Source organism: Eubacteriales bacterium, from assembly GCA_041390245.1.
Lineage (GTDB): Bacteria > Bacillota > Clostridia > Christensenellales > JAWKQI01 > JAWKQI01.
The window spans coordinates 216275-241942 of the sequence record JAWKQI010000002.1; the positions used below are offsets into that span (position 1 = coordinate 216275).

Consider the following 25668-nt stretch of genomic DNA (forward strand, 5'->3'; position numbering starts at 1 on the left):
AATTTTGGTACGGAAATCTTTTATTACTAATATGCCGGATAAATCCGGAGCATTTCTTAAAGCATCCAAGATTATAGCGAAACATGGCGGTAATATTGTCAGAGTAAGCTACAACAAAGCAGTAGACCCCCGCATGCTTTTTTTAGATATCGTAGCATCTGAAGATAAATTATTAGAAATAGAAAAAGGCCTCTTTGACATCGGATATATAAACGATAAAATCACGGAAACCAGAGTTATAGAAGTATCGGTGAAGATTCCGGATAACCCCGGGTCTGTATTGCCCGTACTTGAAATTTTAAATAAGTATCATATCAACATCTCCTACCTTAACTCAAGTGCTACCGGCTCTTCGTATCAGGATTTTAAAATGGGGCTTTTAATTGAAGACCCTAAGATCATTAAAACTTTGCTAGACCAAATAAGTGAAATTTATCAGATAAACATCATACAATGTGACAGCAGTGAAGAAAATTTGGACAACACAGTATTTTATATACGTCTTGCCAACGATATGCAGCGCCTGCTTGATTTAACCCCTGAAAAGACAATGCAGTTTATTACAGAATCCAATAGGATACTTCAGGTACTGCAGGCTAACGGTGAAGATGCAAATAAAGTATTTAAATACATCCGCCGTTTTGCATATTATATAAGCCAAAATCGCGGAAGTAATTTTAAAGCAGACATTGAAAGCTTTTATTTAAGCAAAACTATTAAATTATATAGTATACAGCCGCCATGCGGCAGTAATACCTACGTATTTGATACTCCAGACGAAATAGTATTAATTGATACCGGCTATGCAATTTATGAGAATGAAATGCACAAAATTTTTAATTCTATTATATCTGGCTTTGACACAAGACCAGTGAAAATTTATATAACTCATACTGATGTGGACCATTGTGGGCTTCTTTCAAAACTTAAACATGCCGAAATAATTGTAAATCAAAAAAGTGCTGACAGCTTAAAAAGGCAATACCTTGGCCTTCCGGATAACCGCGAAGGCACCGATTTAAATTTAGGATACAGTAAGATAAGCCAAATAATATCCGGCTACACACCTCCGGATGCAAGCCGTCTTAAAATACTTGATAATGGTACCCCTAAAGAACATGATGATTTAATTGAGATAGGAAAGATAAGCATCAGCGGCCTGGAATTTATCATATATGAAGGCAGCGGCGGACATATTCGCGGTGAAATGGTCTATATATGCCCAAAATTGGGTATTATTTTTACGGGAGACATCCTCGTTAACATAAGCGGCTTTTCTCAGGAACTGGCAGAATTTAATTCTCTTGCACCGTATCTAATGAAAAGCGTCAATATGGATTCCAAAAAAGCTACGGAAATGAGAAATCAAGTTATAAAGCTTGTTAAAGAAGTTTCCGTTGCTAACCAAAAGCCATGCATCATTTGCTGCGGCCACGGGCCAGTATCAAAATTTATTAATGGTGAACTTATATCCTATAATCAAAAGTAATAATTTTCACTAAGTAAATTTAAATGTAACTTTTACTTTTGTCCGGTTATCGCCTTTATGATTGCCGCTATGCCTTTATTAGGATTTGGAATGTGTACATCAAGGATTTGAAGCACACTTAGAACAACTCCTAGCGTTAGCATAACAAATACAGCTACTATTTCTATCCAATGCTTTTTTTTAAGTATACTTGGTATACAAATGGCCGCTACTCCTATATAAACTAAAATACACCAGATAACATTCATAACACTATCCTGCTCCTCTATTCCTCTGGTTGATATGATTCAGGATATAAGCTCATACCCACAGAGTTAATTCTTGCATCCACCTGCACGTTAACTGTAATATTCTTTATTTCTTCGTCCCAATTCTTTTCAAGCTTTTTCCATTCTTTAGGATATTTACGGTAAAATGCCTTGCCAAATCCAAAGATATCAACACCCCATTCTTTTTGTATTGTATTAAGAGCGGCGTTAACTTCGTCTGTAATAGCCTTAGCATAATTTTTTTGCAGTTTTTTAAATGGTTCTTCTTCAGTTAAATTAACGTTTTCAGACAACTGCTCACCAATTCCCCCTTGCGCCGTAATATTAATGGTCACATAAAGCTTTTCATCTTTTATTTCCGGTATAACCGAAACTGCTGTACCTGTTATTAAAATGGATACTTTTTTATCCTCTTCTCGCGGAGAACTAACAATAATAATACCGCTGACAACCTCACCTAATATCCATAAAAAACCCCGCGTCTCCGTCTTATTTGCCCAGCCTATTAATTTATCTTTATTAAAAATCGCCGTGTCTTCAAGCGCTGGAATAGCTATTTCCTCATCTTTTGATTCCTTCTCTATCGTTGTTATCCCAGGTGCATAAATACTTGCGGTTTTGCTGGCAAGTATTTTATGTATGTCAAATAGCGTCATTTTAGTTCTTTGAGACGTAACATAAGTAACGTCTAATAACATTTCTATCGTTTTAGCTGGTATTTTCTCTTGTTCGCTGGTTGCTTTGACGATATCCTCTGCCTTGCCTCTTGCGATCAATATATACTCAAGATTCCTTGTTTCACGGTTACGGTCCAAAAATTCCGTTACATCACCGATACCATCCCTTGCTACCTCTTCTCCAATTATAACTATCTTATTGAAAGGAAAGTATAGCCTTCTGCACGACGTTTCCGTTGCACTTCTGATAGCATCATATACGGTTTCCCCTGTACTTGTTATAATAGTTACTGCATTCCCGCTTCCGCCAGTTCCATCACTCCCTGCTGAGTTTACAGCGTCGGGTTTAAGTACTTGAAATGTAAGACTTATTTTCCCATCTTCCGTTTTATCTATACCCATAGCCTCAACAATAGCTAACGTATTAATTTCCCTACTGTTCCAGCAACCTGACAAGATAACTACCAATAATATCAAAACAATAAAAAGGCTTACGTACTTTTTCATTTCTTAATTACCCCTTTTTTTCTTATTAAGCCTATTACCAGTAAAATCAACGGTATTATAAACATATACAGCAGCGAATACCATGTAAGTATCTTATAAGATGTAAAATTACTAAGTTCTACAGCATTGGCAGCCATTAAAGCAACCAATGGTACAATTAATGCACCCAAAGGGATAATAAGAGGCTTATAATCTTTCATATTGAATAGTTGCCCTAACCCTAATACGGCCAGATAATAGAAGAAAAATATTTTTATAAATACCCCCAAAACCCAAATTCCCATATGGATAGCGTCTATTCTTTCCATAAAATTACCCATGGTAGCTATTCTTACAATGCTAAAGTATGGAAATGTGCGGCTCTGTGCTTCATCTATTCCCAACACAGCGATTATAGTAACCGTCATAACAGTCCAAAATAATAAAGTTACTAAATTCCCCTTTATAAATACACCCTTGGCTTTCTTTGGGTTATCTAATTTAGGAAGTATCATCGCCATGGCCAATACTTCTATAGACCTGGTCGCTATTGTAAAACCACCGCTTAATACCGGTAGTATTCCCTTTTCCATTACAGGGGTTAATTCTTTAATGTCCATATCTTTTAATAATAACAATGCTAATGATGTAATTGATATCATTACTAAAACTGCAACTATTTCTGAAATACGCCCCAGCACTTGAATACCTTTACTTACGGCATATGCACAGAAAATTAACATACTGATTGTAAAAAATAAGGTAGGCGTGTCAGGCATTACAGCAGTTGTAATGAATAAATTAAATTGACCCAAAGTTAATACCACCATGTGTATAAAAAACAACACTATTAAAAAACCTATTGCCTTCCCAACTACTTTGCCGAATATAGTTTGGCTGTATTCAATGATGCTCTGATTAGGAAATTTCTTATATAAAAAATAGACAGGAATAGAAAGAATCAACTGTATAACTATAGAAAATATATTGGATATCCATAAATCCTGATTGCTTGGCGGAGAATTCAACGCTGGCCAATAAGTAATTGTAACAACCACTCTGCTTACAAATGTTAAAAATATAAGCTTTTTTGCGTTGATTTTACCTTTTTCAGCCATTAGATTTTCCCTCTTTAAATGGTTTTTTATCTTTAGGTTGGTTTGGCCTTTGATTGGTCTTTTGCCTAAAAATGTTATTCTTACCTATGTTATACGGCCTTTTAATCATAGCCCACCATGGCACCCTTATAAATGTATCTTTCATGCCAGATAAATTAGACGGAGCGATGGGAGAAAAATATGGTATACCATATGAACTTAACGAACATAAATGCGTAAGCACAAATGCAAGGCCAATCATAATTCCATATTGTCCTGCTATCGCTGCAAGCACTGTTAACATGAGCCTTACTAAAGCTATCGCGTCGTAATAAGGCGTTACTACAAAAGAAGTTATTGCCGTAAGGGCTACAACGATTACCATAGGCGCTCCCACTATTCCAGCCGAGACAGCAGCCTCGCCTATAACTAAAGCTCCCACAATACTAACGGCCTGTCCTATAACCTTTGGCAGCCTTACACCGGCTTCTCTTAATATTTCAAATATAATAAGCATTATTAAAGCTTCTATAAAAGTAGGGAAAGGAGTTCCTTCCTGTGCCACTGCAATAGTTATTAGTAGCGGTGGCGGTAGTAGTTCCTGGTTGTAGCTGGTAATGGCAATATACATAGATGGTAAAGTAATTGCGAGGAGGAAAGCTACCCACCTTAAAAACCTTACTACAGAGGCAAAAAACGGGCGGGAATAATAATCCTCGCTATTTTGTAAACCCTCTACAAATAAATAAGGTACGGTTAAAACCATAGGCGTCCCATCCACTAGTATTGCTACTCTTCCTTCAAGCATTTTTGCACATACTATATCAGGTTTTTCAGTATTTCCTACCGTTGGAAAAACTGAAAAAGGTGCGTCTTGTATATAAGATTCTATGTAACCGGATTCTAGTATTGCATCGATTTTTATCCTTTTAAGCCTCGACTTCACTTCTTTTACTGTGTTGTCATCTGCTATACCATTTATATAAGCTATACAGATATTAGTATTGCTCTGGTTGCCAATTACCACCGATTCAAATTTAAGGTTATGGTTTTTTACTTTTCTACGCAAAAGTGCCTTATTAATGCAAATCGTCTCAACAAATCCTTCTCTTGGCCCTCTTACAACTGTTTCTGTAATAGGCTCTGTAACCGCTCTACCCATACAACCTCGTATAGACGCGATTATTGCTGAAGGTGCACCGTCTATGAAAATGGCAACATCACCTGACAAAACTAAATTAATTGTCTCTTCTAAAGTCTTTGTTTCCTCTACGCTTGCAACAGATAGCGCACGATCTTTTACAAAATTGTAAACATTTTTTTTATCAATACCTTTATCTGGCTCTGTGATATGTGTGCCAATCATCAGGGATTTCATTAAACTTTCATTTACAATCGTCTTATCGGCAAGCCCTTCTATCATCACTATAAATGCTTTTACATGCTGATCTATACCTAATTCAAATTCACGTATTATGATGTCGTTAGCATTTTCGAAATAATTTTTAACTCTCTTTAAATTAAGCTTAATATTCTTGGATACCGGCCAGTTGTCATCTGTGTTTGTAACCGTACTTTCTTTCTCTTGATTTATACTAATTGATCTAAATATTTTCTTTATTGTTTGTATCATATGTTTGATTAATCCTCATTATAAACTTACCCATATTTTGTCCTGCTTAAAGTTTAATATTCATTGATCTGCTTTTTGCGTACTTAATTTGGAAAGTTAAAAAGTGTTTTACTAAAATAAAAAACCCAAATGTTATTATTGGGTCTTAATGATATCAACAACTTATTCTTTTCTTACATATGCAATATACAAACGTATACTTTAAATTATAATTTACTCCTCTTTTTTCATTGTCTAAACATTTATTTTTAAACTCAGTGCTTAAATCCTTTTGAAACCCTATGTAAGCCATAGCCACTCCGATAGAGGTAAAAAAATTAGCAAATGCTTTTATCTGAACAGAACTTAACCCTTCGGCTAAAATTTCGGCTATCAATGTAGTCATTGTAGCTTCACATCCAAGAGGAAGCCCCTGTAGAAAAAAATTGCAATTGTAGTATTCAGGCTGGTCCATTTATTTATCTCCTAATCAGTAATTAATTACTTTATAATATGAAATAAATTCCCCGTAAGTTAAAAAGTATAAACAAAAAAGAGCAAAATATTTAACAATAATGCCCCTTTTTATAATTGAACTTAAAGTAAGCCGGCCTTTAGCCCTTTTTTACAGTTATTATCTCCCTTTTCCTTTTGCCTAAACTGGTTATATATCCGAAAGAAGCTATGATGAAAAGTATTAGCCCTAATATTATAAAGACAAGTACATATTTAGAAGACGTACCCGCTATTCTAAACATATGTTATAAAGCAAAAACCTGAAAAAAAGCTGAAATGCAGTAAAAAATAACAATAATAAAAAGGCCGTAGTTTCTACGGCCTTTAAAGAACTTTTTTATAAATACATTTTTAAATTAGTCATCTAACATAACTATCTTGGCTTTAATACTTTCCATTCCGTTTAAAGCTTTCTCAAGCTTTAACATCTCATCTCTGTCTCCGGTTAATTGTAGGACAAGAATACCTTCATCAGAACAAACATTTTCTGTTTCATGTAATCCCAGGCGAACTTTGATAGAACAGCCGAATTTAGATAACACTTCTTGAACTTTTGGGGATTTGTCTCTCCTTGCTCCAATTTTAACAACCATGATATTGCATGCCATAACTATACTTCCTTTCATACTTTTTGTCATAAGCGCAGCCTCAATTTTTTCTGATCGGTTTTAATATTTAATATTCTTTCCAGGTTGCCTTAAATTATAAATATTTTACCATCTTACTAAAAAACTTTCAACTAAACTTAAGGGTGCAATGGCATAATAAAAAACGCCGCTAAAGCGGCGTTTTTTAATTATAACGTAACCATCTTACTCTTTGTCCTTAGGTTCTTCCTCTGTATTATTGAGATCTTTAGGTTCTTCTACTGCCTCGCCAGATTCTTCCTCTGTATCATTTAAATTCTCCGGCTCTTCTGCATCATCATTGGTTCTGTCTTCTGTACTATTAAGCTCTTCTGGTTCTTGTATTGCGTCCTTAGTTTCACCAATTTCTTCTGCTGCTTTCGTAGATTCTTCAATATTAATGCTTGATAAGGAGTGTTTCCCGGCGGCAGCCCTCTTTTTGACAAGTAACACTATGCAAGTGATGATTAAAATTAAAATTAACGCTGAAAGTGCCACAAACACTATCATCATGGTATAATTTGATTTTAACGTTTCAAGAAATCCCGGCGTTGAAACCGTTGTTTCTTCCGGTTCTTCTTCTACAGTAACTGTCCTTTCTGTATAACGCTGCAAAGTGCCTTCAATGGTATCGTAAGTGTAAAAACCTTTTCCACCTTCTGAATTCATAACATAAACCAGATAAAATCCGGGCGTTTCCTCAGACTGCCATGCCTTAACGGAAGTTTCATTAATATCCATAGTCGTTTCCGTGTACCCGTCTGGAACAGTTACCGAACTATCCGGTTCAACAATAATGTAAGTCTTGCTTACAGTAATAGTCTGATATTTATATAAAGACCCGTTATCCAGGACATAAAAGCTGCCGTTTCCCCCGTTACCGTCCGTTAAATAAACAAGCGTAATGTTATTACCTGTAGCTGCCTGAATACTTTGTTCTTGATAAGTCGAGTCTGTTTTTGTAAAGCCGGCAGGCAGTGTGATATCATCTGTTAAAGTAGTCCAAAGATAAAGCGTCTGCTCACCTACTGTCACCGGTATTGCCGTATCTAACGGGTTTACTGTAGGTGTTGTAGAAACTTCCGGGTCCTTTGTTGTCGTGGTTGTACCCGCCGTTTGTACAGTAACTGATCTCGACGCGCTTACCGTACCAAGAGAATTATAATCCCAATCTATAAACTCGGTGGTATTGACTGATACAGTTGTTTTGCCAGCTTTTAATGCCTTAAATTTTATAGTTGTGCTAAGCGAAGATTTTCCTTCGGCAGAGGCGTATAATACTATTTTCCCGTCAGAAGTTCCGCTACCGGATACGTATTTCAAAACGCTTTTGTCATATGAAAATGTAGCCTGTACAACACCAATATTGCTAGCGCTAAATTTTACTGTTACGGAAAATGTACTCCCTACAGTAGTTGAAGCCGGCGCGCTTACAGAAGCGCTTGCAGCAAATGCCGTTAAAGGGAACATAGATATGACCAATGCCATTACCAATAATATTGTAAGAATACGTTTTTTCATTTCTTTCACCTTTAAAATTTATTTTTTTCCTTTCTAGCCTTGACTTTGATAGCAAGCAATAGCGTTAAAACGGCAAGCAATGCGCATACCGCCGCCATAATACAAATGACAATGGTATTTTGTGTATCATTTAAAGCCACCGGGGCTTTAAATGACGTGCTGGTAGTAGAATCCAGCAATACCCTTTGCATGGTACCGTCTGCTTTATCATAAAAGTAATATCCTATCGTTCCAGTAGAGTTCATTGCATAAAGCAATGTAAACTCCTTATTATTTAAATCTGATACGCATGCAGGAACTGTCATCCCATCTATTACTGTAGTAGAAAGCGAGTACCCTTCTGGGACATATTCCGGGGATAAAATCGTATAATAATTATCTGTCGTTATGCTTATATACGGAGAAAAAGAATTTAAATCTGAATCATATATATAAAAACTGCCGGCGCTTGTCTCATCTAAAAGATAAAGCAATGATAAACCCATGGCAGCGTTATATGCAGACTCTGCTTTTGTACCTTCAAACGATATTTCTTGCACTTCAAACCCATCTGGAAGGTCTAAGTCTGAAAGATCATTTAAAATATAGAGTGTTTCTCCATTAAGAGTTATTTCAATAAGGTCATTAGAGTTATCATTTGAAGTATTTATCGATATGTTGGTTTTTAAAGTTGGACTTCCAACGCTCTTGTTGCTTTCAAATCCAGTTATTTCACTGCTTGTAACTGAAAAATATGCTTTCCCAGTTTTCAAAGCACGGAACCTTAAACTGTAGCTCATGGTATATTCCGTGCCGGATCCGATATCTAGAATACCCCCGCTGCCGTTGCTTAGTTCAACGGCGTTTCCGCCACCGGATATATATTCCATTTTATCGGCATCATACTTAAGAGAAGCCTGCAACGTCCCTATGGCTTCATCACTGCTTGTAAATGTGACAGTAACGGTAATTGTATCGCCTATGTAAACTGTTTCAGGCGATACTTTTGTTTTTAAAGTTACCGATGCCGCATTTGCCACAGGAACTGAAACAAAAAATATTAAAAATGCTATGCTAATTATAAAAGCTCTTAAACAAATACGTTTCATACTTCTCCTTTACTGGCTTACCTGAGAAATACCTAAAGGTGCTTTTGTACTTGTAATAGGTCCAGAACCGATACAGAATTGTTTTTTGAAGTGTCTGCAGCCTTATAGTAAGCACCACTTAGCGATGAAACACCTAAAAGGTGCTTTTGTATACGCAAAAGATCGACAATCGATACTTTCCCATCTCCGTTTACATCCCCGTAAATAACGAGATAATACAATTGATAAGTTAACCCACTGGTATATAGTACTTTAAGCATATCCCCAGTTACTACTGTTTCGCTAGTCTTTTGTACCCACGAAGATGACCAAAGTTCAATCGAACCGTTTGTTATCGAAAGATTAGATAAAAAAGTGTTTGCGCCAAGACTATAGGATAATCCCGTTAAATTGCTTCCGCCGACTTTATATGAGCCCGCAGAAAATATCGGGGTTTCGCCTTTCGTCGGCAATGCAGGTGGAGTGGTATCATATGTTGTTATTGTAGTACCCATAAAGTAAAATGCAAGTATTTCACTGTAAGGCTTATTATATGCAGAAGATGCCATTGTCTGCGCGCCGCGCTGGCTCATTCCTACACCGTGCCCATACCGCCTGTTTGTTACGGTATATCCTCCGGCAGAAGTTTGTACTCCACGCATACTGTAATCAGCTATCAAATACGTATGTGAAAGTTTATACCCGTCGTTATAATTCATAAGCGTAATGGAAATATTTACATCTGTAGATGATGAAAGGCTTCCTGAAGTTAAATATTTTACCGTTACGTTTGCATTGGCCGTTACATAGCAGCGGCTGCCCGTGCCAGGCCAGCGTTCCGTGCCATTTGTAAAACTGTTTATTCTTATTATTTTGACGTCTGTCGCCGCGTTTATTGACTTGCCGGAAGCTTTAAGGTTATTATAAGCGTTTTCTTGGATATCAGCCAAAACGGCGTTTGCATACAGGTAATTACCGTTAGCTGTTAGACAAACGTAGTCTCCGTGTATATAAGCTTCTGTACCATTAAAGTTTATCTTATACCAATCGCCAGACGTAGAGATGTACGTATAAACCGAATTAACAGGAGCTGTTCCCACTACTGAATAAGAAGTACCCGGGCCGCTTCTAACATTACAGCTTTCCTTTAAGTGTACAGTTCTCACTACATAGCTTCCGGATATAGAAACGTAATCGTATCCGGAAGTACCTTCAACTTGTGATGGAACATATATATTTTGATAAGGGGTAGAAGGATTTTCCGTATCGTATGTATCGTCTCTTTGCGCAAGATACGGATAAGCCGCATTTTTTGTAGCGCCGCCGCCCCAGGCGTTTCCCGGCAGTTCTGTCTGTCCGCCGTTAGAAGCAGCATAGTAAGTGGATATAATAGACCCACTATATGTAAGAACCTGCCCCCTTGTCCCGTCTACTGCGGCAATAACATTGGTATAAGAAGAATTGTATCCCTTATAAACCTGGTCGGAAGATGTATCTCCAATATCATAAGAAGATGAAGACGAAAGTGACTTGATAGCATAACCCCTTGCACAGACTGCCTGAGCTTTAAGCGCTTCTAAAGGAAAAGAATTGCTCATTTCATATGCCACAACACCATAAAGATATTCTTCTAATGGGACTTGATTTATTACTAATAATTTACCAGAACTGACTGTGAAATTCATGTTACCTAGATAATTGAAATTGGTTCCATAATATGTGTTATAAAGCGTCATATAATTATTGCCAGAGCCGGCATTACACCGTATAAATGTCAGTGATGTACCTACATCTTTATCTACACCACTCCCACTAATATGAACGTTTCCCCCTGAGACGGAAACGGTATATGTGCCACGTGAAAGCGAGATACTTGAATCTTCAGAAATGATATATTCCCCGTCCAGCGCTACAGACACACTAGTTGCGCTAATGGATAACTTAACCCTGATAGTCTTATAGTCGGTAGCGGCTTCAGCCACCGTACCAGGAAATAAGATGGAGATTAAAATAATAATGGTTAATAATGTTGTAAATATCTTTTTTCTCATGTTAGATAAATCTCTATTAATCCGTTCAATATATTACATTTTTGTTACAAATAATTAAAAATTTAATACTAATATTATACAATTCTTTTAAGTGCTTGTCAAACATTATAAACTAAAAAGCCTAAAAAATAAACTTATATTTACATGCTATCTGTATTTAAATAAAACCAAAATATACTAATCTATATACTATTCGTAAAATAATTACATGATTTTATAGTTTTTCAGCTTATTTTAAGATTTTTTATAGTTAAAAATCAGAAACTAAAAAAGCATCTTTTAATATACTTAAAAAGGTGCTTAAATAGTATGGCATTATTATTTAAATATGTATGTTTAATTTCCGCATTCATCGTGGTGGGCATGTTCATGGCAAACAGAACCCGTGGATTTAAGCGCGCCGCTTAAATACGCATTTACGGCATCTGCAGCTTTACCGCTTGCACCAGTAATTGTCTTTATCCCTTTATCATTAAATATTTGAATAGCACTACCGCCTATACCCCCTGCAATTACAATTTCTACGCCTAAATCATTTAAAAAGTTTGGCAGATACCCAGGCCTGTGCCCTGGATTTGGTATAGATCCACTATCAACGACTTTGTTATCTTCTACAACATAGATATTAAAATTCTCACAATGTCCAAAATGTTCTGTGACCATGTCTTTTTCACTTGCAACAGCAATTTTCATACTAATTTTCTCCTTTTTCTTTTATAGTTATTTCATTTAACATTGAAAATAATTCAGGTAATGCTTTTTTGGCGTCGATCGGTTTTAAGTTTTTATCCGTCCATGCATGCATGGTTTCACCTGTAGCTATAAGCTGATTGGTTAATACATTAAACACCTGATATTCAAAGCATACGCGTACACGCGAACAGCTTTTAAGTGTAGTTAAGACCACAACATCATCCTCATATTTTGCAGGTGATCTAAATCTACAATTAAGTTCATATAAGGGAAACAAAATACCCTTTTTCTCGATTTCGCTATATGAAAAACCTACTGCTTTTAAAAAATGCGTCCTCCCTACTTCAAACCAAACTGCATAATTAGAATGATGTGCTATTCCCATCTGATCTGTTTCAGCATACCTCACATTTAAAAAAGTTTTTGTCTGCATATCAGTTCCTTCCATATATTAATTTATATAATATCTTTATTTTCAAGATAGTGGCTTTATATTTTTATCACTCTGCCCGTGGCCAGATATTCGATTTTATCTCCCATTATATCTTTTAGTTGGTTATAAGGGTCAACACCTGTACAATGGCATGTGTAGTATTTTATATTTGTGTTTTTCAGCATTTCCCCTATTCGTCTTACAAAATCCGGATCTTCACTTTTTTTTGCAGAATTACTATACAGGTGAAAACCTCCAAAAACATAATCGGGAGCTCTTTTTTTAAGGTCAATTGAATGGTTTAATATATTAACGATACCGTTATGTGCACAGCCGGCAAAAACAAACATTTTCCCTGCCTCTGTAACGATCATATTCTGTTCGTGTTCAAATGTATCTTCAACAATTTTTCCCTCTTCTTCTTTCATAAGGGCTTTATTACATTTTGAAAGCTGTTCTTTGCCCGGTACATTTGAAAATACTTCAACGCCTTTGTCGATAAAGAAACGCTCCGTTGTAAATATTATACGGTCATTACATTCTAACCCTTCATCGAGTCCTATGAACTTTAAACCATCTAGATATTTGGAATAGTAGCTGCCAAATGCCTTTGGGTGAATATATATTAAAGCTTTGGTATTTTCCTTTAAAAAATACTTTAATCCGCCGCCATGGTCTATATGGCCATGCGATATTACAACTAAATCTACATTGCTTATATCAACACCGAGTTTTTTTGCATTTCTTAAAAAAACATCGCTTTTGCCTACATCAAATAATATTTTCAGCTTTCCTGTTTCAATATAAAGGCTAAGCCCGTGCTCCGCTTCATAATCTTTTAAATAGGCCGTATTTTCTGCTAATACCTTTACAATCATAATAATCCTTTTCCTCTAAAATCCACCTACAATGGTTTTCTGCATCACATAGTTCACATTTATCGTTCCCCTCTTTTACAACTATGTTTTTGGCAGCCGCCGCAGATACAAGTTTTTTCAAGGCCATCGCACAATTTGTAATCTCCACCCTCGATTATAAGTACTTTACCATGTACAAGAAAATCTGCTAATTTTTTTCTGGCGCCATTGTATATCCCCTGAACTGTAGTCCTTGCAATATTCATTTGATTTGCACATTCTTCCTGATTAAGCCCTTCAAAATCGATTAATCTTATTGTCTCATATTCGTCTACAGTCATAGTGATTAAATTATCTAAATTACCTCTGTAATTAAGAGGCCCAAATTGATTGCTATCAGGGAGACAGCAGACTCTTCTCCATTTTCTTGGTCTAGGCATAGTTTTAACCCTTTTTGCAATAAAATTTCAAACAGTATTTTACTGCCTTTTATCTTATTTTTAATTATCCTCTTCTTTTATAATCCCTATCCGGTATATTTACCATTTATATAGTTATTGACATATGTCATTTATTATTATATCCTTTTTTTGGCATATGTCAATAACTATATAACGAAAAAAGAGTTGGTATAAACCAGCTCTCATTTCGTTGTAAAAATCTATATATATTTTGGAGTGCCTTTATTTATATCTGATGTAAGTTAACCCATAGCATCCGACTTAATTTCTTCCGCATTTGAACCAAACACCAATTTCTCATCAGGGAATGGGACTATAACCGGGATACCCATATATTCGATAATATGGACGTGAATCCGATAAACTTCCTCGATGTTTTCAGGTGTCATCGTCTCCAATCCGCCGTATGAAAATACCTGTGAATCCTTAAGAAAAATGAAACGGTCACAGTAACGAATGGCTAAATTTAAGTCATGAATAATGAGCGCCACACATGTGTTATGTTCCTGTGCTATTTTTTTTACGATACGAAGCACTTCATGTTGGTTACGCGGGTCAAGGTTGCTTGTCGGTTCATCAAGTAACAACAGCTTTGGCTCCTGTGCCAATGCCCTTGCAAGCATTACCTTTTGCGTTTCACCGCCCGAAAGCTCCGATACATTGCGCAATGCAAAATCATCCAGTTTCATCTTGTGTATTATGTCACACACGATTTCCCTGTCCTCAGATGTTGCATCCCACTTGATATATGGCTTCCGTCCAAGCAGTATTGCATCGAAGACAGTCATATTAGCATAACTACTATTTTGCGCTACATATGCAATATTCTGTGCCATCTCATTTTTTGACATATTAAATACATTCTTATTATTAACAAATACCACGCCCTTTTGAGCGGGACAAATATGGTCAATACATTTAAGCAATGTACTTTTACCTGCTCCGTTATTTCCAAGAATAGCTATACACTGGTTCTTTGATATATCAAAGCTTATGCTCTTTAGTATTTTTCTTGAATTCCGGCTATATGCGAAACTTATTTTATTTACCTCAACCATTGGTCTTAAACCCCCTGAATAAAAGGTAAAGGAACATAGGAGCACCCAAAAACGAAGTAATGGCTCCAATCGGAAGTATAACTGGTGCAATTATCAGCCTGCCAAAAGTGTCGGCAAGAATTAAAAGCAGCGACCCTGCTATTGCGGAGCACGGTATAAGATACCTATAGTCATTACCAACTAATCTGCGCATTATATGTGGGGCCACCAGCCCTACAAAACTTATAATGCCTACAAAAGATACAGCTACCGCTGCGGTTAAAGAAGAAATTGCCATGCTTATTAGCATAACGGCTCTCGTATTTACACCAAGGCTCTTTGCCGTATCCGCTCCGCTTTCCATTGCATTATAGTTCCAGCGGTTTAGCAAGAAGTAAAGCATTGCACTCATAAATACCGCCGCGATAATCAAAAGGTCTGTCCAGCTTTGTCCCCCCAGGTTTCCAAACGTCCAAAATACAACCGCGCTGATTTTTGTATCGTCTGCGAAGTACTGCAGTAAAGTACTGCCGCCGGCAAACAGTGAACTTAGGGCAACTCCGGCTAATATCAGCCCCCCAGGCCCTATCTCCTTCTTGAACTGAGCTAGAGCAATAACTACAGCTGTAGCCATTGATCCGAATACAAAAGCGCATAGTGTCACTATGTATGGGTTATTGATCGCAATCGCTGTAGCAGCGGAGTCCGAATTTACGACTCCTCCGCCAAAAACGATAATACCTAATGCTGCACCGAATGCAGCTCCCTGTGAAACTCCAAGTGTAGATGCCGATGCTAAAGGGTTATGCAGCACACACTGCATAACGGCGCCGGACGCTGCCAAAGCAGCACCTACGACTATGGCCGCTATCACACGCGGCAGCCTTATTCCCCAAATTACCGTCTCATACTGAGCGCTTCCTTTACCGAAAATCGTTTTAATCACTTCAGATAAGGAAATATTCAAGGAACCGGCACTTACGGCAAAAAGCGCCGTTGCAATTGTTACAATAAAAGCGAGTATAAATATAACCTTTTTTCGTTTTATAAAGGTGTTGTAAGACTGAAGCTGTGTTGTTCTATTGTCCATCCTCATTCATCACCCAAAGTTACTTTACCATAACCAGCGCCGATACTTTCAAGTTTACTTAAATAATCCCCGTCGCCAATGAAGAACTCAAATATCTCGCTGGCTTTTTCTTCAAAATCTATATCACTGAACTGATCTGGATATAGTATACTTGCAATATAATAACAATTAACTATAGGAATTTCCAAATTTGAGTAATAATAGGTGGAATTCGGGCACTGATAGAGGTCCCCATTCTTAACTGCTGTTAACTGAGCATAAAAACCGGGGTTTTCATCATAGTCTGTCTCGACAAGGGTTACACCGCTATAGTCAAAGAAAATGTACTCAGGGTCCCAGCCTATGACTTGTTCCTTATCTACCAGCACTCCACCCGAGGTATTACTTGTATCTTCCGTAACATCATTAGCGGCTATTGCTTCAAATACAGCATATTGGTAATAAACGCCCTCTATGCCATGCGCGCCTTTGAAAGTTGCAGCTGCAGCTAATGCAGTAGGCTTGTCCTCATCAGGAATGCTTGCTGTTCTGGTTTCCAGGTCAGTCAAGCAAGTATTTATGTAATTTATTACTTCCTCTGCCCTATCTTCTACGCCGCAAACATCTCCTAGAATTCTAAGTGCTTCCTCATAGTCTTCCCCAAATAATGTGCCCATAGCTACTGAAACCACTGGGATTCCGGTTTGGCGCTGAATATCATCTGCCAACTCTGCTGTATATGTACATAATATCACATCTGGATCCGCATTTATGATTTCTTCCGGGTAGTAATCCGTAGCACCGCCGGAATCTGTCCCGCAAACAGGTAAGTCTGCCCATAGGTCTTTATTAGCGTAAGCATATGCCTGCAGCGGGCTAAGAGTTGACTCATCGAATCCGCTGATTCCTACCACCTTATCTGCCAACCCAAGATACACTATCATACGTGGGGTATTTGCAAGCGGAACAATTCTCTCTACAGTTGAAGGTATCTCCACCTCACGCCCGACGGCATCTGTTATCGTTCTTGTCCCGGAGTCCGTGCTCGTAGTTGAATCCGCTGTTTCGGTACTTCCACAACCGGCAAATACGCACATTACAAGTGCAATAGTCATAATAAATACGATTGATTTTTTCATTATTTTCTTCATTGATTTATTCCTTTCTTTTTAAATGTTATTTTATAAAATTAAAACTTTTACTTTCTTTTTCTATTTCCAGCCTCTTGTATATTCTTTAAAACAATCCATACAAACTTTTTTGCCATTCTGCAGGCGCATCATATGTTCTGGAGCAGCCTCTCCGCATTCCTCGCAAACTTCGCTTGAAAACAAACGAGCACATTCAGGAACAGTAAAATCAGGTTCTTTTATTAAAAAAGCTTCTTCCGCTGGAGCTTCCAGCAGATATTTTTTCCATTCTTCACGGTTTAAGGCTGTCCCGCTTTTGGGCTTCACGACTATCCTGATTTTATTGCCGCTATTTCTGCAAAAAAACGAAAATGCCATCTTGCCTGTAGGTTTGTAAATTAAATTACCTTTGCCGATAGTACATCCTGTGATTACCTGAACTGCATCAACTCCGCAGGCGTCATTTTCTGTCACGCAAACTATCTTTTCGTCGCTTAACGGTGACATTTCACCAAGCCTTTCCATGGCAATCTGGGCCGCTCTAAAGCCCATGGCCAACCCTGGACATTCATGCCCATGAAAATCAACACATTTTTCCCATAATTTTTTATCCATCTCGTTCTCCCTCTTATATAAAATTTTTAGTTGAATACTTCTTTAGCTTTCTTAGCAAAGCGTTTGCCAAATAACTCAAACAAGTCTTTTTTCTGATCTAGCTCATCACGTAGCGCAATAGGTCCTAAATGAATATACGGCCTGCCGCATCCCGCTCCGGATGAATACGCAAGCATACCACGCACTAGCGAGTGCTCAAGAACGGTCAGTATCGCGACGTCTCCTCCTCCATGCATGCAGTTTGCAGTTGCAAAGCAACCAGAAAGTTTACCTTCTAATTTACAGTCCCAACGCGTATCAAAAAATTTCTTTAACTGCCAGCAAAGGTTTGCAGCATAGCTCGGAGTGCCGAAAATAACTGCACTACTATCATTTAAAAACTCGACGTCGATACCACTATCTTCTTTTAAATTCATAAGTTTTACTTCTATTGCGTTATCAGCCTTCAATATTCCGTTCTTAATGTGGTGTGCCATTTTTTCTGTATTACCGGTTATACTAAGATACAAAATTGTAATTTTCATTTTCTCCATATACCTACTCGTCCATCCTCCATCCCATTGTCACAATAGTTGTATTTGTCGTTTCATAAACTATTCCGCCAACTGAGATGTCATTTAAATACTTTAAGATATTCTCCTCTGTTTTGTTATCAATTTCGTTGTGAGCTTTTAGTTTATTTAAATACCATGCTCGTGCCTCATCCAAATTTTTTTCCATATGCCAGACGTCTGCATGATAACGTATAGTTGGTAGTTTGTGCATCTTCCAAAGCATGGCAAATGCATAGAGAATGCCGTCGTCAAAGCTTTCCCTGCGTGATCTAATGCCTGCAATCTCTCTTAACTTGCCAAAAACAGAATCCGTTCTGTGTACTGGTTTTACTAGATAACAGTATTTAGAGGCATATGATAGCATTTTTTCGAACGTGGCCGCATCTGCAACAGCAGGAGTCATATGCGCGAAAACAAGGTCAAACTTACCTTCTATTAAAACTTCATTAAAATCGCCGCATATAAGGGATATATTTTCGATTTTGTGCTCTTTTACATTCATTTTGGCATATTCGAGCATTTTTGGAGATAAGTCTACCCCCACAACTTTACCGGCTTTTTCTGCCAGTGCGATAGAATAAGCACCTGTACCGCATCCAATATCGAGTACTGACATATGCTTTGAGAATTCGACCTCACTTAAAAGTTGTTTTAAAAAAGCATCGGTATCCCAGTTTGGCAATGGATGATTACTGTAAAAACTTTTGGCCAATTCATCCCATGCTGCAACATTGGCTCCATTATCAGTTACTTTTTCTTTCCATATTTGTCTGATATCTGATAAATTCATTTTTCCCCTTACCGCATAAAAAAAGGTTGCCAATTCGTTTACAAACGAACATGACAACCTTCATAGCTGTAACAATTATGCCTTATAATATTTTAATTTTGAATTTTTAAAAAACTGAAATTTCAATTCCAATTAAATGTTTCTACATTTTTGTCTTTTTTATTATAAAACATTAAAAATATTAAGTCAAGTATTAATTTATTATTAATTTTTATGACGAAAAAGTTAACTAATATATAAATGCACATCATTGACATTAAAAATATAAATTATATAATTTAATTATAAAGTTTTAAATCTAAACAATAATACATTTCAGAGAAAAAATTTAAATTAACGGAGGATAAGATTATGCCTGATTTTGGTTCACCTTTTGCCGGTCTCGCTAAAGACCGTAAACTAACTGAGCAAGAATTGATTCGCGCCATACGTTTTATGATTGCGGCTGAATATGAAGCTATCCAACTTTATATGCAGCTTGCAGAATCTACTGACAATGAGCTGGCTATTGAAGTATTAGAAGATATAGCCGATGAAGAAAGAGTGCATGCCGGAGAATTTTTACGCCTTTTACACGAATTAGCTCCAGATGAAGCTAAGCTATATCAGGAAGGCGCTGAAGAAGTTGAAGAGGAAATGGAGAAACTAGGTAAAAAATAACCATAGTTAAAGGGGCTAAATTTAGCCCCTTTTTTAATTATTATTTTTTTAACTTTTCCTTAAGAGTTTTTAACATATAAAGTTTGAGTCGGGAAAGCAAATTCTATATTGCGTTTATCAAACTCTTCCTTTATTCTAAAATTTATTTCTTGTTGTACATCCATGTATATATCATAGTCTTGGTTTAAAACGTAATATACGTTTTCAAAATTTAAACTAAAGTCCGCATACTCATAAAAATGAGTTCTCGAAAACTCGCAATAGTCTACATTGGTTATTATGTTTTTGATAAGCTCGGGTATCTCTTTTAACTTTTCAAGAGGTGTATCATAAGTTACGCCAAATTTAAACAATACCCTGCGCTTTTCCATTTTTTTGAAGTTTTGTACTCTTGAATTTGTTAAATCTTTATTTGAAAAAACAAGCTGTTCTCCCCTTAAACTACGAACTCTTGTTGTCTTTATTCCTATGTGCTCGACATTGCCCATTAGATCATCAACTACTATAAAATCATCGATCTCAAAGGGTTTATCAAGAAAAATAGTGACAAAGCTGAATAAATCTTCAAGTATAGCTTGGAGTGCAAACGCAACTGCTATGCCGCCAACTCCAAGGCCTGCTACCAAAGCTGTAATCTGAACTCCAATATTGTCGAGAAAAAGCATAAGTGCGGCAACCCAAACTATTACCTTTATAATAAATTGGGTCCATTTTATTGCTGCCTTATCTTCCTTCCCGTATTTTTTACTCCAGTATTTTCTAACTATAAAAATAAGTATTTCAGATACGAATACCGCAGCAAAAAACATCACAAAAGCTAACGTAACAACATCAATTATCTTTTGCAAAGTGGCATTAATGTAAAGTATTTTTATAGAGAGATAAAAATCTGCAAAATATAAAAGAGGTATAAAATATCTCTTTATACCTTTGATAAATGCATCATAGGCCATTTTATCAGTCTTTTCAGCTAGTTTTAAAAGCCTTTTTAAAACTATATGTTTTATTACACATATAACAAGTATTCCAACAATAAAACACCCGAAAAAAATCAAATATTTAAGTATCGTATTGTTTAAAAATTCTATATTAATGAATTCCTGCAAAATTAGCCTCCAAAACATAATTTTTTATAAGCATAACATAATTTAAAAAATTGGGCAAATAACAATAGTCACCTGTACTAAGTTAGCGCCCGCCCCACTTAACGGCTAACCTAAACTCGCCTAAAGCGGCGGGTGCGCTTAAGACTGCTTACCCGATCGCCTTTAGGCGAGTGTTTTAATGCTACTTATTTAAATTAACCTAGCTGTTTCTGGTGTGGTATATTATATCTGGTCCTGCAAAAAACATGTATTCTTTTAATAAACTATTCATATAAATATTGACATCTTCTATATAATATTTGCCATCTTTTTCTTCATAATTAATTCTTATAACATCGCCATTGTCAAAATAATGATCTGAATAATTTGAATTCTCATATATCATCGCTGATCCATCAATTTTTTTAACATCATCGAAGCTCATTCCTGGTTCTAATCTCTCAAATTCCCTCTTATCTAAAGGATTTATATTAAGGTTTAGCATCGCTATGATATATCCCGCCCTATGGTATACTAGTGCAAATTTCCTGACTTCTGTTTTATATATTACATAAAAGAAATCTCCCATCTGTTTTACGGTTTTTATTGGTAGCACCTCATTAACAGACGATACAGTATACGGAAGAGATTCAAGATATGGTATTCTATCAATTGGATGATACATATCATATATAGCATCTTTTACATCAGCTTCTTTATATTCGTAATCGCTATCTTCTTTAGCCACGGATTCTAAAAACTCTATATCTTTTTGAAACCGCAAAACCGTATCTTTCTTATATTCTTTATCTAAATTATAATAAGAATAATATTTATCCCAGCTGTCCGTTAAATATTCATAAACTTCATCACTGCTATTAATCCTTTTTTTATAAGAAAAATCTTTTAATTCTTCATATATTTCTTCCTGATACTCTGTATATATCTCCTCTTGAGATAATTGAAACGTATACCCTTTATAGGTATGCTCAGTTTCACACCCACAAATAATTATTAAAAGGGTTATTGCTATAATGATATTTAAAATCCTTAAAAATGCTTTCATCTAATTATCCCTTCATTTATCACTTATACCTTATATATACTTTATCAGTATACGTCTCTTCAGTAGAATACCAGCCGCCCAAGAAGAAATATTCTCCATAGTAAGTGCTATAATCCCATGGATCGCCGTTCAGTTTCAATATAGAAGTTGATTGTTATTTATTTAAATTAACCTAGCTGTTTCTGGTGTGGTATATTATATCTGGCCCTGCAAAAAACATATAATATTTATCATATTCGTTATAATCAATTCTGGTTATAAGAAGCTCCCCCTCTTCTTCCTCATAATCTATCGTTATAACATCGCCATCATCAAAAAAATGCTGTGACTCCCCGATAACAATTGTTGATGGGTCAATTTTCTTTACCTCATCCACGCTCATTCCAACTTCTAGTTTTTCAAAATCCGCCTTATTTAACGGTGTCTTATTTAAGTTACACATCGCAACAATATATCCCGTTTTATGAAATACATATGCATACTTCCTTACCTCAGTATTGTAAAATACAAAGTAAAAGTCTCCTATTTTTGTCGCATTCTCAACTGCAATTCCCATATCAATTAGATATTTTACATCCGGAATACTCATAGTTGCTATTTGAAGATTTTCCACAGATCTATGAATTCTAATAACATTTTTAATTATGTCGCTATCTTCACTGTAAGTTTTGTTACCCTCTTTTTTTGATAGTTCTTCTAATTGATTAACTCCTTCTTTAACTTCTTTTGATATCTCCTCGTCTTCTAATTCTTTAGCATGTGTATATCCCCCGCTATAGCTATCCCAAAATTCCTCCATCTTTGCATATACATCTTCATCCTCTTCAAAATCATCCGGAAACATTTCGCGTATTTGCTCCTGCGAAAGCCTATGTATGCTGTTGCTGTTACATCCACATAACACTATAATAAATATCAGATATAGTAACGTAGATAGTATTCTTTTCATAATGCCTCCTTTAATTATCTTATTAAGAATATATTTCTCGCTGCATGCTATTTGGAAATAACTACATATCCTATATTAGATTTTTGAAAATATCTGCCGGTCGTCTGCCATCCGAAGAAATAGTATTCTCCTTCAATCTTATTATAATCCCACGGGTCCCCTTTAAATTCCATAACGTTTGAATGTCCATATTTATGCATCCAAGCACTGCCGTAGTCTTTCTTCATAAAGTGGTAATCCTTATCACTATTATACATCATAGATATCATAGTCTCTCCGGGAGCTAATTCCCAATTTTCTGCTTGTTCAGCAGTTAACAAGTTTGAAACTGTGTAACCTCCACCTAGAGCATCTACTAAGCTTGTACGTAAACCCTCAAGTGAAGAAATATTATTAGGAATATTCCAACCTGTTTGGTTTGTTACATAGTCGAAACAATGACTATTTAATTCTTCTTTATCAAATTCCAATGCGCTTAAATTATACTTGGGGCCATCTACTGGAGTTTTATTAATTGCATCATTAATCTCTTTAATAATATTTGGCACATGGCTGTTGGCTTTAATTGGATTCTTCTGTAGTTTCCATATATCCTTCCTATTTAGCCATGGTACTTTTTTAGGCTTGCCATTTGTGTCTAGAAAGCTAATACCTTCAAAGTCCCCTGCGTCTACCATAGGTATTACTTTATAAATTGCTTTTGCCGCATTCGAATATGCTATATAATATCCCGCATTATCTTGTCTAACATTTTCAAAAGTATATACTGATTCATGCCCCGTCGGGTCTATCATGTTTATCGGGTTGTTGCCGCAGTAGCTATATAAGTGCTGTGTCCACGGCTGGTAGGCATTTCCGGTGTAGGTATCCTGCGTTAAGAACCTGCCGGTACTTAAATGGGGCAATTGGCTCCCGCGTTTATCCCCACCCGCCTTCGCAAGTATGCTTATTAGCCCGCCCCATTTAACGGCTGACCTAAACTCGCCTAAAGCGGCGGGTACGCTTAAGACTGCTTACCCGATCGCCTTTAGGCGAGTGTTTAATGCTGCTTATTTAAATTAACCTAGCTGTTTCTGGTGTGGTATATTATATCTGGTCCTGCAAAAAACATGTATTCTTTTAAATTCCAAGCCTCAATAATATCTTTTATATAATATTTACCGTCTTTTTCTTCATAAGAAATTATAATAACATCGCCATTGTCAAAATAATGATATGAATAATTTAAATACTCAAATATCATCGCTGACCCATCAACTTTCTTAACATCATCGAAGGGTTCATCTTCTTTACTTCATCCACGCTCATATCAACTTTGCTTTTCAAAAAATCGGCCTTATTTAGCGATTTACTGATATTGATTATCCCGACCGCATAGCCTGGGCTTCGTGAAATATGATCGATAATTTTCTAACTTCTGTTTCATAAATCACAAAAAGCTCCAACTTTAGTTGCATTCTCAAATACTATACCATACTCCTCAAAAAACGATACACTGGGTATTACCCTCGCACCGTCATAAATAAATGGCGAGGTATTTGTATTCATAAACCAAATAATCTTCTTTATTGTTTCATCATCTTCACTGTACTCTTTATTACCTTTTTTGCCTGCAAGGGTTTTGATCTTCTGAAGCTCTTCACTTAATCTTGCCCTTTCATTTTTTAGCCGCTCATTGAACTCCGTCCTATCTCCTGAAGTATACAAAACATCATTGCGTAATCCATATTGGTAGTAATAAAGCCCATCCCACGTTTCTTGAAGCCATAGATATATATCTCCTTTCTCTTCAAGGTCAGGGTATTTTGCAATTATCTCTTCCTGCGTTAGCTGAAAGTCATATTTATATTTACTGCAACCACATAAAATAGTTGTTACTAGTAGAATTATGGCTAATATTAACGATATTTTTTTCATGGCATCACCCTCATTTAACCACCATATATTGAAAGCTTTCTCTCTTGTATGTTAACTTATCTGTTCTCCAGCCGAAGAAATAATACTCCCCTTCTATTTCATCATAATCCCACGGATCACCCTCAAAATTCATAATAGCCGAATAGTTGTATTTTTGCGTCCATCCTGTATCAGAAGTCTTCTTCATATAATGATACGCACCTGATGGATTATTCATATATGCTATCATCGTCTGTCCTTCGCTGAGCGTATAATTTCTTGCCTCTTGTTCTGATAAAAAATCTACTTTAAAGCCCAAACCTTCAAAATGCCTCTCCATACTTTTTGCTCCTGCAAGAGTTTTACCTTCGCCGTGCGTACCAGCTACATAGTCACTGCATAGATCTTCCCACATCGAAATATCCCAATCCCTATACAACTCTTCTTTATTATAATTAGGTGTATATGATGTAGCCAGATTGTTTGTTATGGCATCAACCGCTTGTTGAAATGTAACTGTTCCACCAGCTTCACTAATCTTCTTAATAGGCAAGTTATAATCCCGGTCGGCAACCAATGCTTCATACAAAATTTTAGCTTCTTTTCTTGCCTGGTTTCTGTCATAAGATACCGCAGCTGCTGCATTAGTCCAACTAAAATCACCGCCATCCACTAACTGACTAATATAGTATCCACTTTTATTTACAACCACTTTATAATATCCCGCATTATCTTCATAAACTGTTCTTGAATTTATTATTGGTTTACTTGCATGCCCCGTCGGGTCTATCATGTTTATCGGGTTATTGCCGCAGTAGCTATACAGGTGCTGTGTCCACGGCTGGTAGGCATTTCCGGTGTAGGTGTCCTGCGTTAAGAACCTGCCGGTGCTCGAATCGTAGAACCGGGAGCTCATATAGTTAAGCCCGCTTGCGGTATCCTGTACGCTTCCGGTAAACTTA

28 protein-coding genes are annotated in these 25668 nt (G+C 36.5%); 2 read left to right on the forward strand and 26 right to left on the reverse strand.

What is annotated here, in order from left to right:
- Window positions 1–4 precede the first annotated feature (4 nt).
- The gene (locus R2876_04185) at window positions 5–1489 is read left to right on the forward strand and encodes an MBL fold metallo-hydrolase (protein MEZ4357812.1); all 1485 of its coding nucleotides are present in this window, start codon (window positions 5–7) and stop codon (window positions 1487–1489) included.
- Between the two features lie 32 nt (window positions 1490–1521).
- Here R2876_04185 and R2876_04190 read toward each other — a convergent pair whose 3' ends face one another.
- The 19 genes from R2876_04190 to R2876_04280 all read right to left on the reverse strand — a co-directional run bounded on the left by R2876_04190 (window position 1522) and on the right by R2876_04280 (window position 19050).
- Window positions 1522–1737, reverse strand: coding sequence for a hypothetical protein (locus tag R2876_04190; protein ID MEZ4357813.1), 216 nt, complete (start codon window positions 1735–1737; stop codon window positions 1522–1524).
- Window positions 1738–1754: 17 nt separating this feature from the next.
- A complete protein-coding gene (locus tag R2876_04195) occupies window positions 1755–2942 on the reverse strand; it encodes a Ger(x)C family spore germination protein (protein ID MEZ4357814.1) in 1188 nt (395 codons plus the stop codon).
- Window positions 2939–4039: an endospore germination permease gene (locus tag R2876_04200; GenBank protein ID MEZ4357815.1), complete on the reverse strand. Its 1101-nt coding sequence runs from the start codon at window positions 4037–4039 to the stop codon at window positions 2939–2941. The genes R2876_04195 and R2876_04200 overlap by 4 nt, the downstream gene beginning before the upstream one ends.
- The gene (locus R2876_04205; GenBank protein MEZ4357816.1) at window positions 4032–5651 is read right to left on the reverse strand and encodes a spore germination protein; all 1620 of its coding nucleotides are present in this window, start codon (window positions 5649–5651) and stop codon (window positions 4032–4034) included. The genes R2876_04200 and R2876_04205 overlap by 8 nt, the downstream gene beginning before the upstream one ends.
- Before the next feature lie 154 nt (window positions 5652–5805).
- Complete coding sequence (locus tag R2876_04210) at window positions 5806–6105, reverse strand: hypothetical protein (protein ID MEZ4357817.1); 300 nt, start codon at window positions 6103–6105, stop codon at window positions 5806–5808.
- Window positions 6106–6502: 397 nt separating this feature from the next.
- Window positions 6503–6772 (reverse strand): hypothetical protein, encoded by a 270-nt coding sequence (locus tag R2876_04215; protein MEZ4357818.1) that lies wholly within the window; start codon window positions 6770–6772, stop codon window positions 6503–6505.
- A gap of 186 nt (window positions 6773–6958) precedes the next feature.
- Window positions 6959–8293: a cohesin domain-containing protein gene (locus R2876_04220; protein ID MEZ4357819.1), complete on the reverse strand. Its 1335-nt coding sequence runs from the start codon at window positions 8291–8293 to the stop codon at window positions 6959–6961.
- An 11-nt stretch (window positions 8294–8304) separates the two neighbouring features.
- Complete coding sequence (locus R2876_04225) at window positions 8305–9381, reverse strand: cohesin domain-containing protein (GenBank protein MEZ4357820.1); 1077 nt, start codon at window positions 9379–9381, stop codon at window positions 8305–8307.
- Window positions 9382–9413: 32 nt separating this feature from the next.
- Complete coding sequence (locus R2876_04230; protein ID MEZ4357821.1) at window positions 9414–11411, reverse strand: SpoIID/LytB domain-containing protein; 1998 nt, start codon at window positions 11409–11411, stop codon at window positions 9414–9416.
- Between the two features lie 336 nt (window positions 11412–11747).
- The gene (locus R2876_04235) at window positions 11748–12104 is read right to left on the reverse strand and encodes a NifB/NifX family molybdenum-iron cluster-binding protein (GenBank protein ID MEZ4357822.1); all 357 of its coding nucleotides are present in this window, start codon (window positions 12102–12104) and stop codon (window positions 11748–11750) included.
- 1 nt (window position 12105) lies between these two features.
- Window positions 12106–12537, reverse strand: coding sequence for a thioesterase family protein (locus R2876_04240; protein MEZ4357823.1), 432 nt, complete (start codon window positions 12535–12537; stop codon window positions 12106–12108).
- A gap of 56 nt (window positions 12538–12593) precedes the next feature.
- Complete coding sequence (locus R2876_04245; protein MEZ4357824.1) at window positions 12594–13415, reverse strand: MBL fold metallo-hydrolase; 822 nt, start codon at window positions 13413–13415, stop codon at window positions 12594–12596.
- A 59-nt stretch (window positions 13416–13474) separates the two neighbouring features.
- On the reverse strand, window positions 13475–13834 hold the full coding sequence (locus R2876_04250; GenBank protein ID MEZ4357825.1) for a DUF134 domain-containing protein: 360 nt from the start codon (window positions 13832–13834) through the stop codon (window positions 13475–13477).
- 263 nt (window positions 13835–14097) lie between these two features.
- Window positions 14098–14913 (reverse strand): ABC transporter ATP-binding protein, encoded by an 816-nt coding sequence (locus R2876_04255; protein ID MEZ4357826.1) that lies wholly within the window; start codon window positions 14911–14913, stop codon window positions 14098–14100.
- Complete coding sequence (locus R2876_04260) at window positions 14906–15982, reverse strand: iron ABC transporter permease (protein ID MEZ4357827.1); 1077 nt, start codon at window positions 15980–15982, stop codon at window positions 14906–14908. Before R2876_04260 ends, R2876_04255 begins: the two co-directional genes overlap by 8 nt.
- A 2-nt stretch (window positions 15983–15984) precedes the next feature.
- Window positions 15985–17100 (reverse strand): ABC transporter substrate-binding protein, encoded by a 1116-nt coding sequence (locus R2876_04265; protein ID MEZ4357828.1) that lies wholly within the window; start codon window positions 17098–17100, stop codon window positions 15985–15987.
- A gap of 72 nt (window positions 17101–17172) precedes the next feature.
- A complete protein-coding gene (locus R2876_04270; protein ID MEZ4357829.1) occupies window positions 17173–17706 on the reverse strand; it encodes an FmdE family protein in 534 nt (177 codons plus the stop codon).
- 26 nt (window positions 17707–17732) lie between these two features.
- The gene (locus R2876_04275) at window positions 17733–18239 is read right to left on the reverse strand and encodes a flavodoxin domain-containing protein (protein ID MEZ4357830.1); all 507 of its coding nucleotides are present in this window, start codon (window positions 18237–18239) and stop codon (window positions 17733–17735) included.
- Window positions 18240–18243: 4 nt separating this feature from the next.
- On the reverse strand, window positions 18244–19050 hold the full coding sequence (locus R2876_04280; protein MEZ4357831.1) for a class I SAM-dependent methyltransferase: 807 nt from the start codon (window positions 19048–19050) through the stop codon (window positions 18244–18246).
- 351 nt (window positions 19051–19401) lie between these two features.
- On the opposite strand from R2876_04280, the gene R2876_04285 reads away from it, so the two are divergent.
- Window positions 19402–19710, forward strand: coding sequence for a ferritin family protein (locus R2876_04285; protein MEZ4357832.1), 309 nt, complete (start codon window positions 19402–19404; stop codon window positions 19708–19710).
- A gap of 59 nt (window positions 19711–19769) precedes the next feature.
- Here R2876_04285 and R2876_04290 read toward each other — a convergent pair whose 3' ends face one another.
- The 7 genes from R2876_04290 to R2876_04320 form a co-directional block, all read right to left on the reverse strand.
- On the reverse strand, window positions 19770–20816 hold the full coding sequence (locus R2876_04290) for a mechanosensitive ion channel family protein (GenBank protein ID MEZ4357833.1): 1047 nt from the start codon (window positions 20814–20816) through the stop codon (window positions 19770–19772).
- A gap of 199 nt (window positions 20817–21015) precedes the next feature.
- On the reverse strand, window positions 21016–21861 hold the full coding sequence (locus R2876_04295) for a hypothetical protein (GenBank protein ID MEZ4357834.1): 846 nt from the start codon (window positions 21859–21861) through the stop codon (window positions 21016–21018).
- Between the two features lie 172 nt (window positions 21862–22033).
- Complete coding sequence (locus R2876_04300) at window positions 22034–22810, reverse strand: hypothetical protein (protein MEZ4357835.1); 777 nt, start codon at window positions 22808–22810, stop codon at window positions 22034–22036.
- Between the two features lie 47 nt (window positions 22811–22857).
- Window positions 22858–23715 carry a hypothetical protein gene (locus R2876_04305; GenBank protein MEZ4357836.1) on the reverse strand — a complete coding sequence of 286 codons (858 nt, stop codon included), beginning with the start codon at window positions 23713–23715 and terminating at the stop codon, window positions 22858–22860.
- A gap of 158 nt (window positions 23716–23873) precedes the next feature.
- Complete coding sequence (locus R2876_04310) at window positions 23874–24053, reverse strand: hypothetical protein (protein MEZ4357837.1); 180 nt, start codon at window positions 24051–24053, stop codon at window positions 23874–23876.
- Between the two features lie 179 nt (window positions 24054–24232).
- On the reverse strand, window positions 24233–24727 hold the full coding sequence (locus tag R2876_04315; GenBank protein ID MEZ4357838.1) for a hypothetical protein: 495 nt from the start codon (window positions 24725–24727) through the stop codon (window positions 24233–24235).
- A 10-nt stretch (window positions 24728–24737) separates the two neighbouring features.
- A partial coding sequence (locus R2876_04320) for an RHS repeat-associated core domain-containing protein (GenBank protein MEZ4357839.1) occupies window positions 24738–25668 on the reverse strand: 931 nt, incomplete at its 5' end.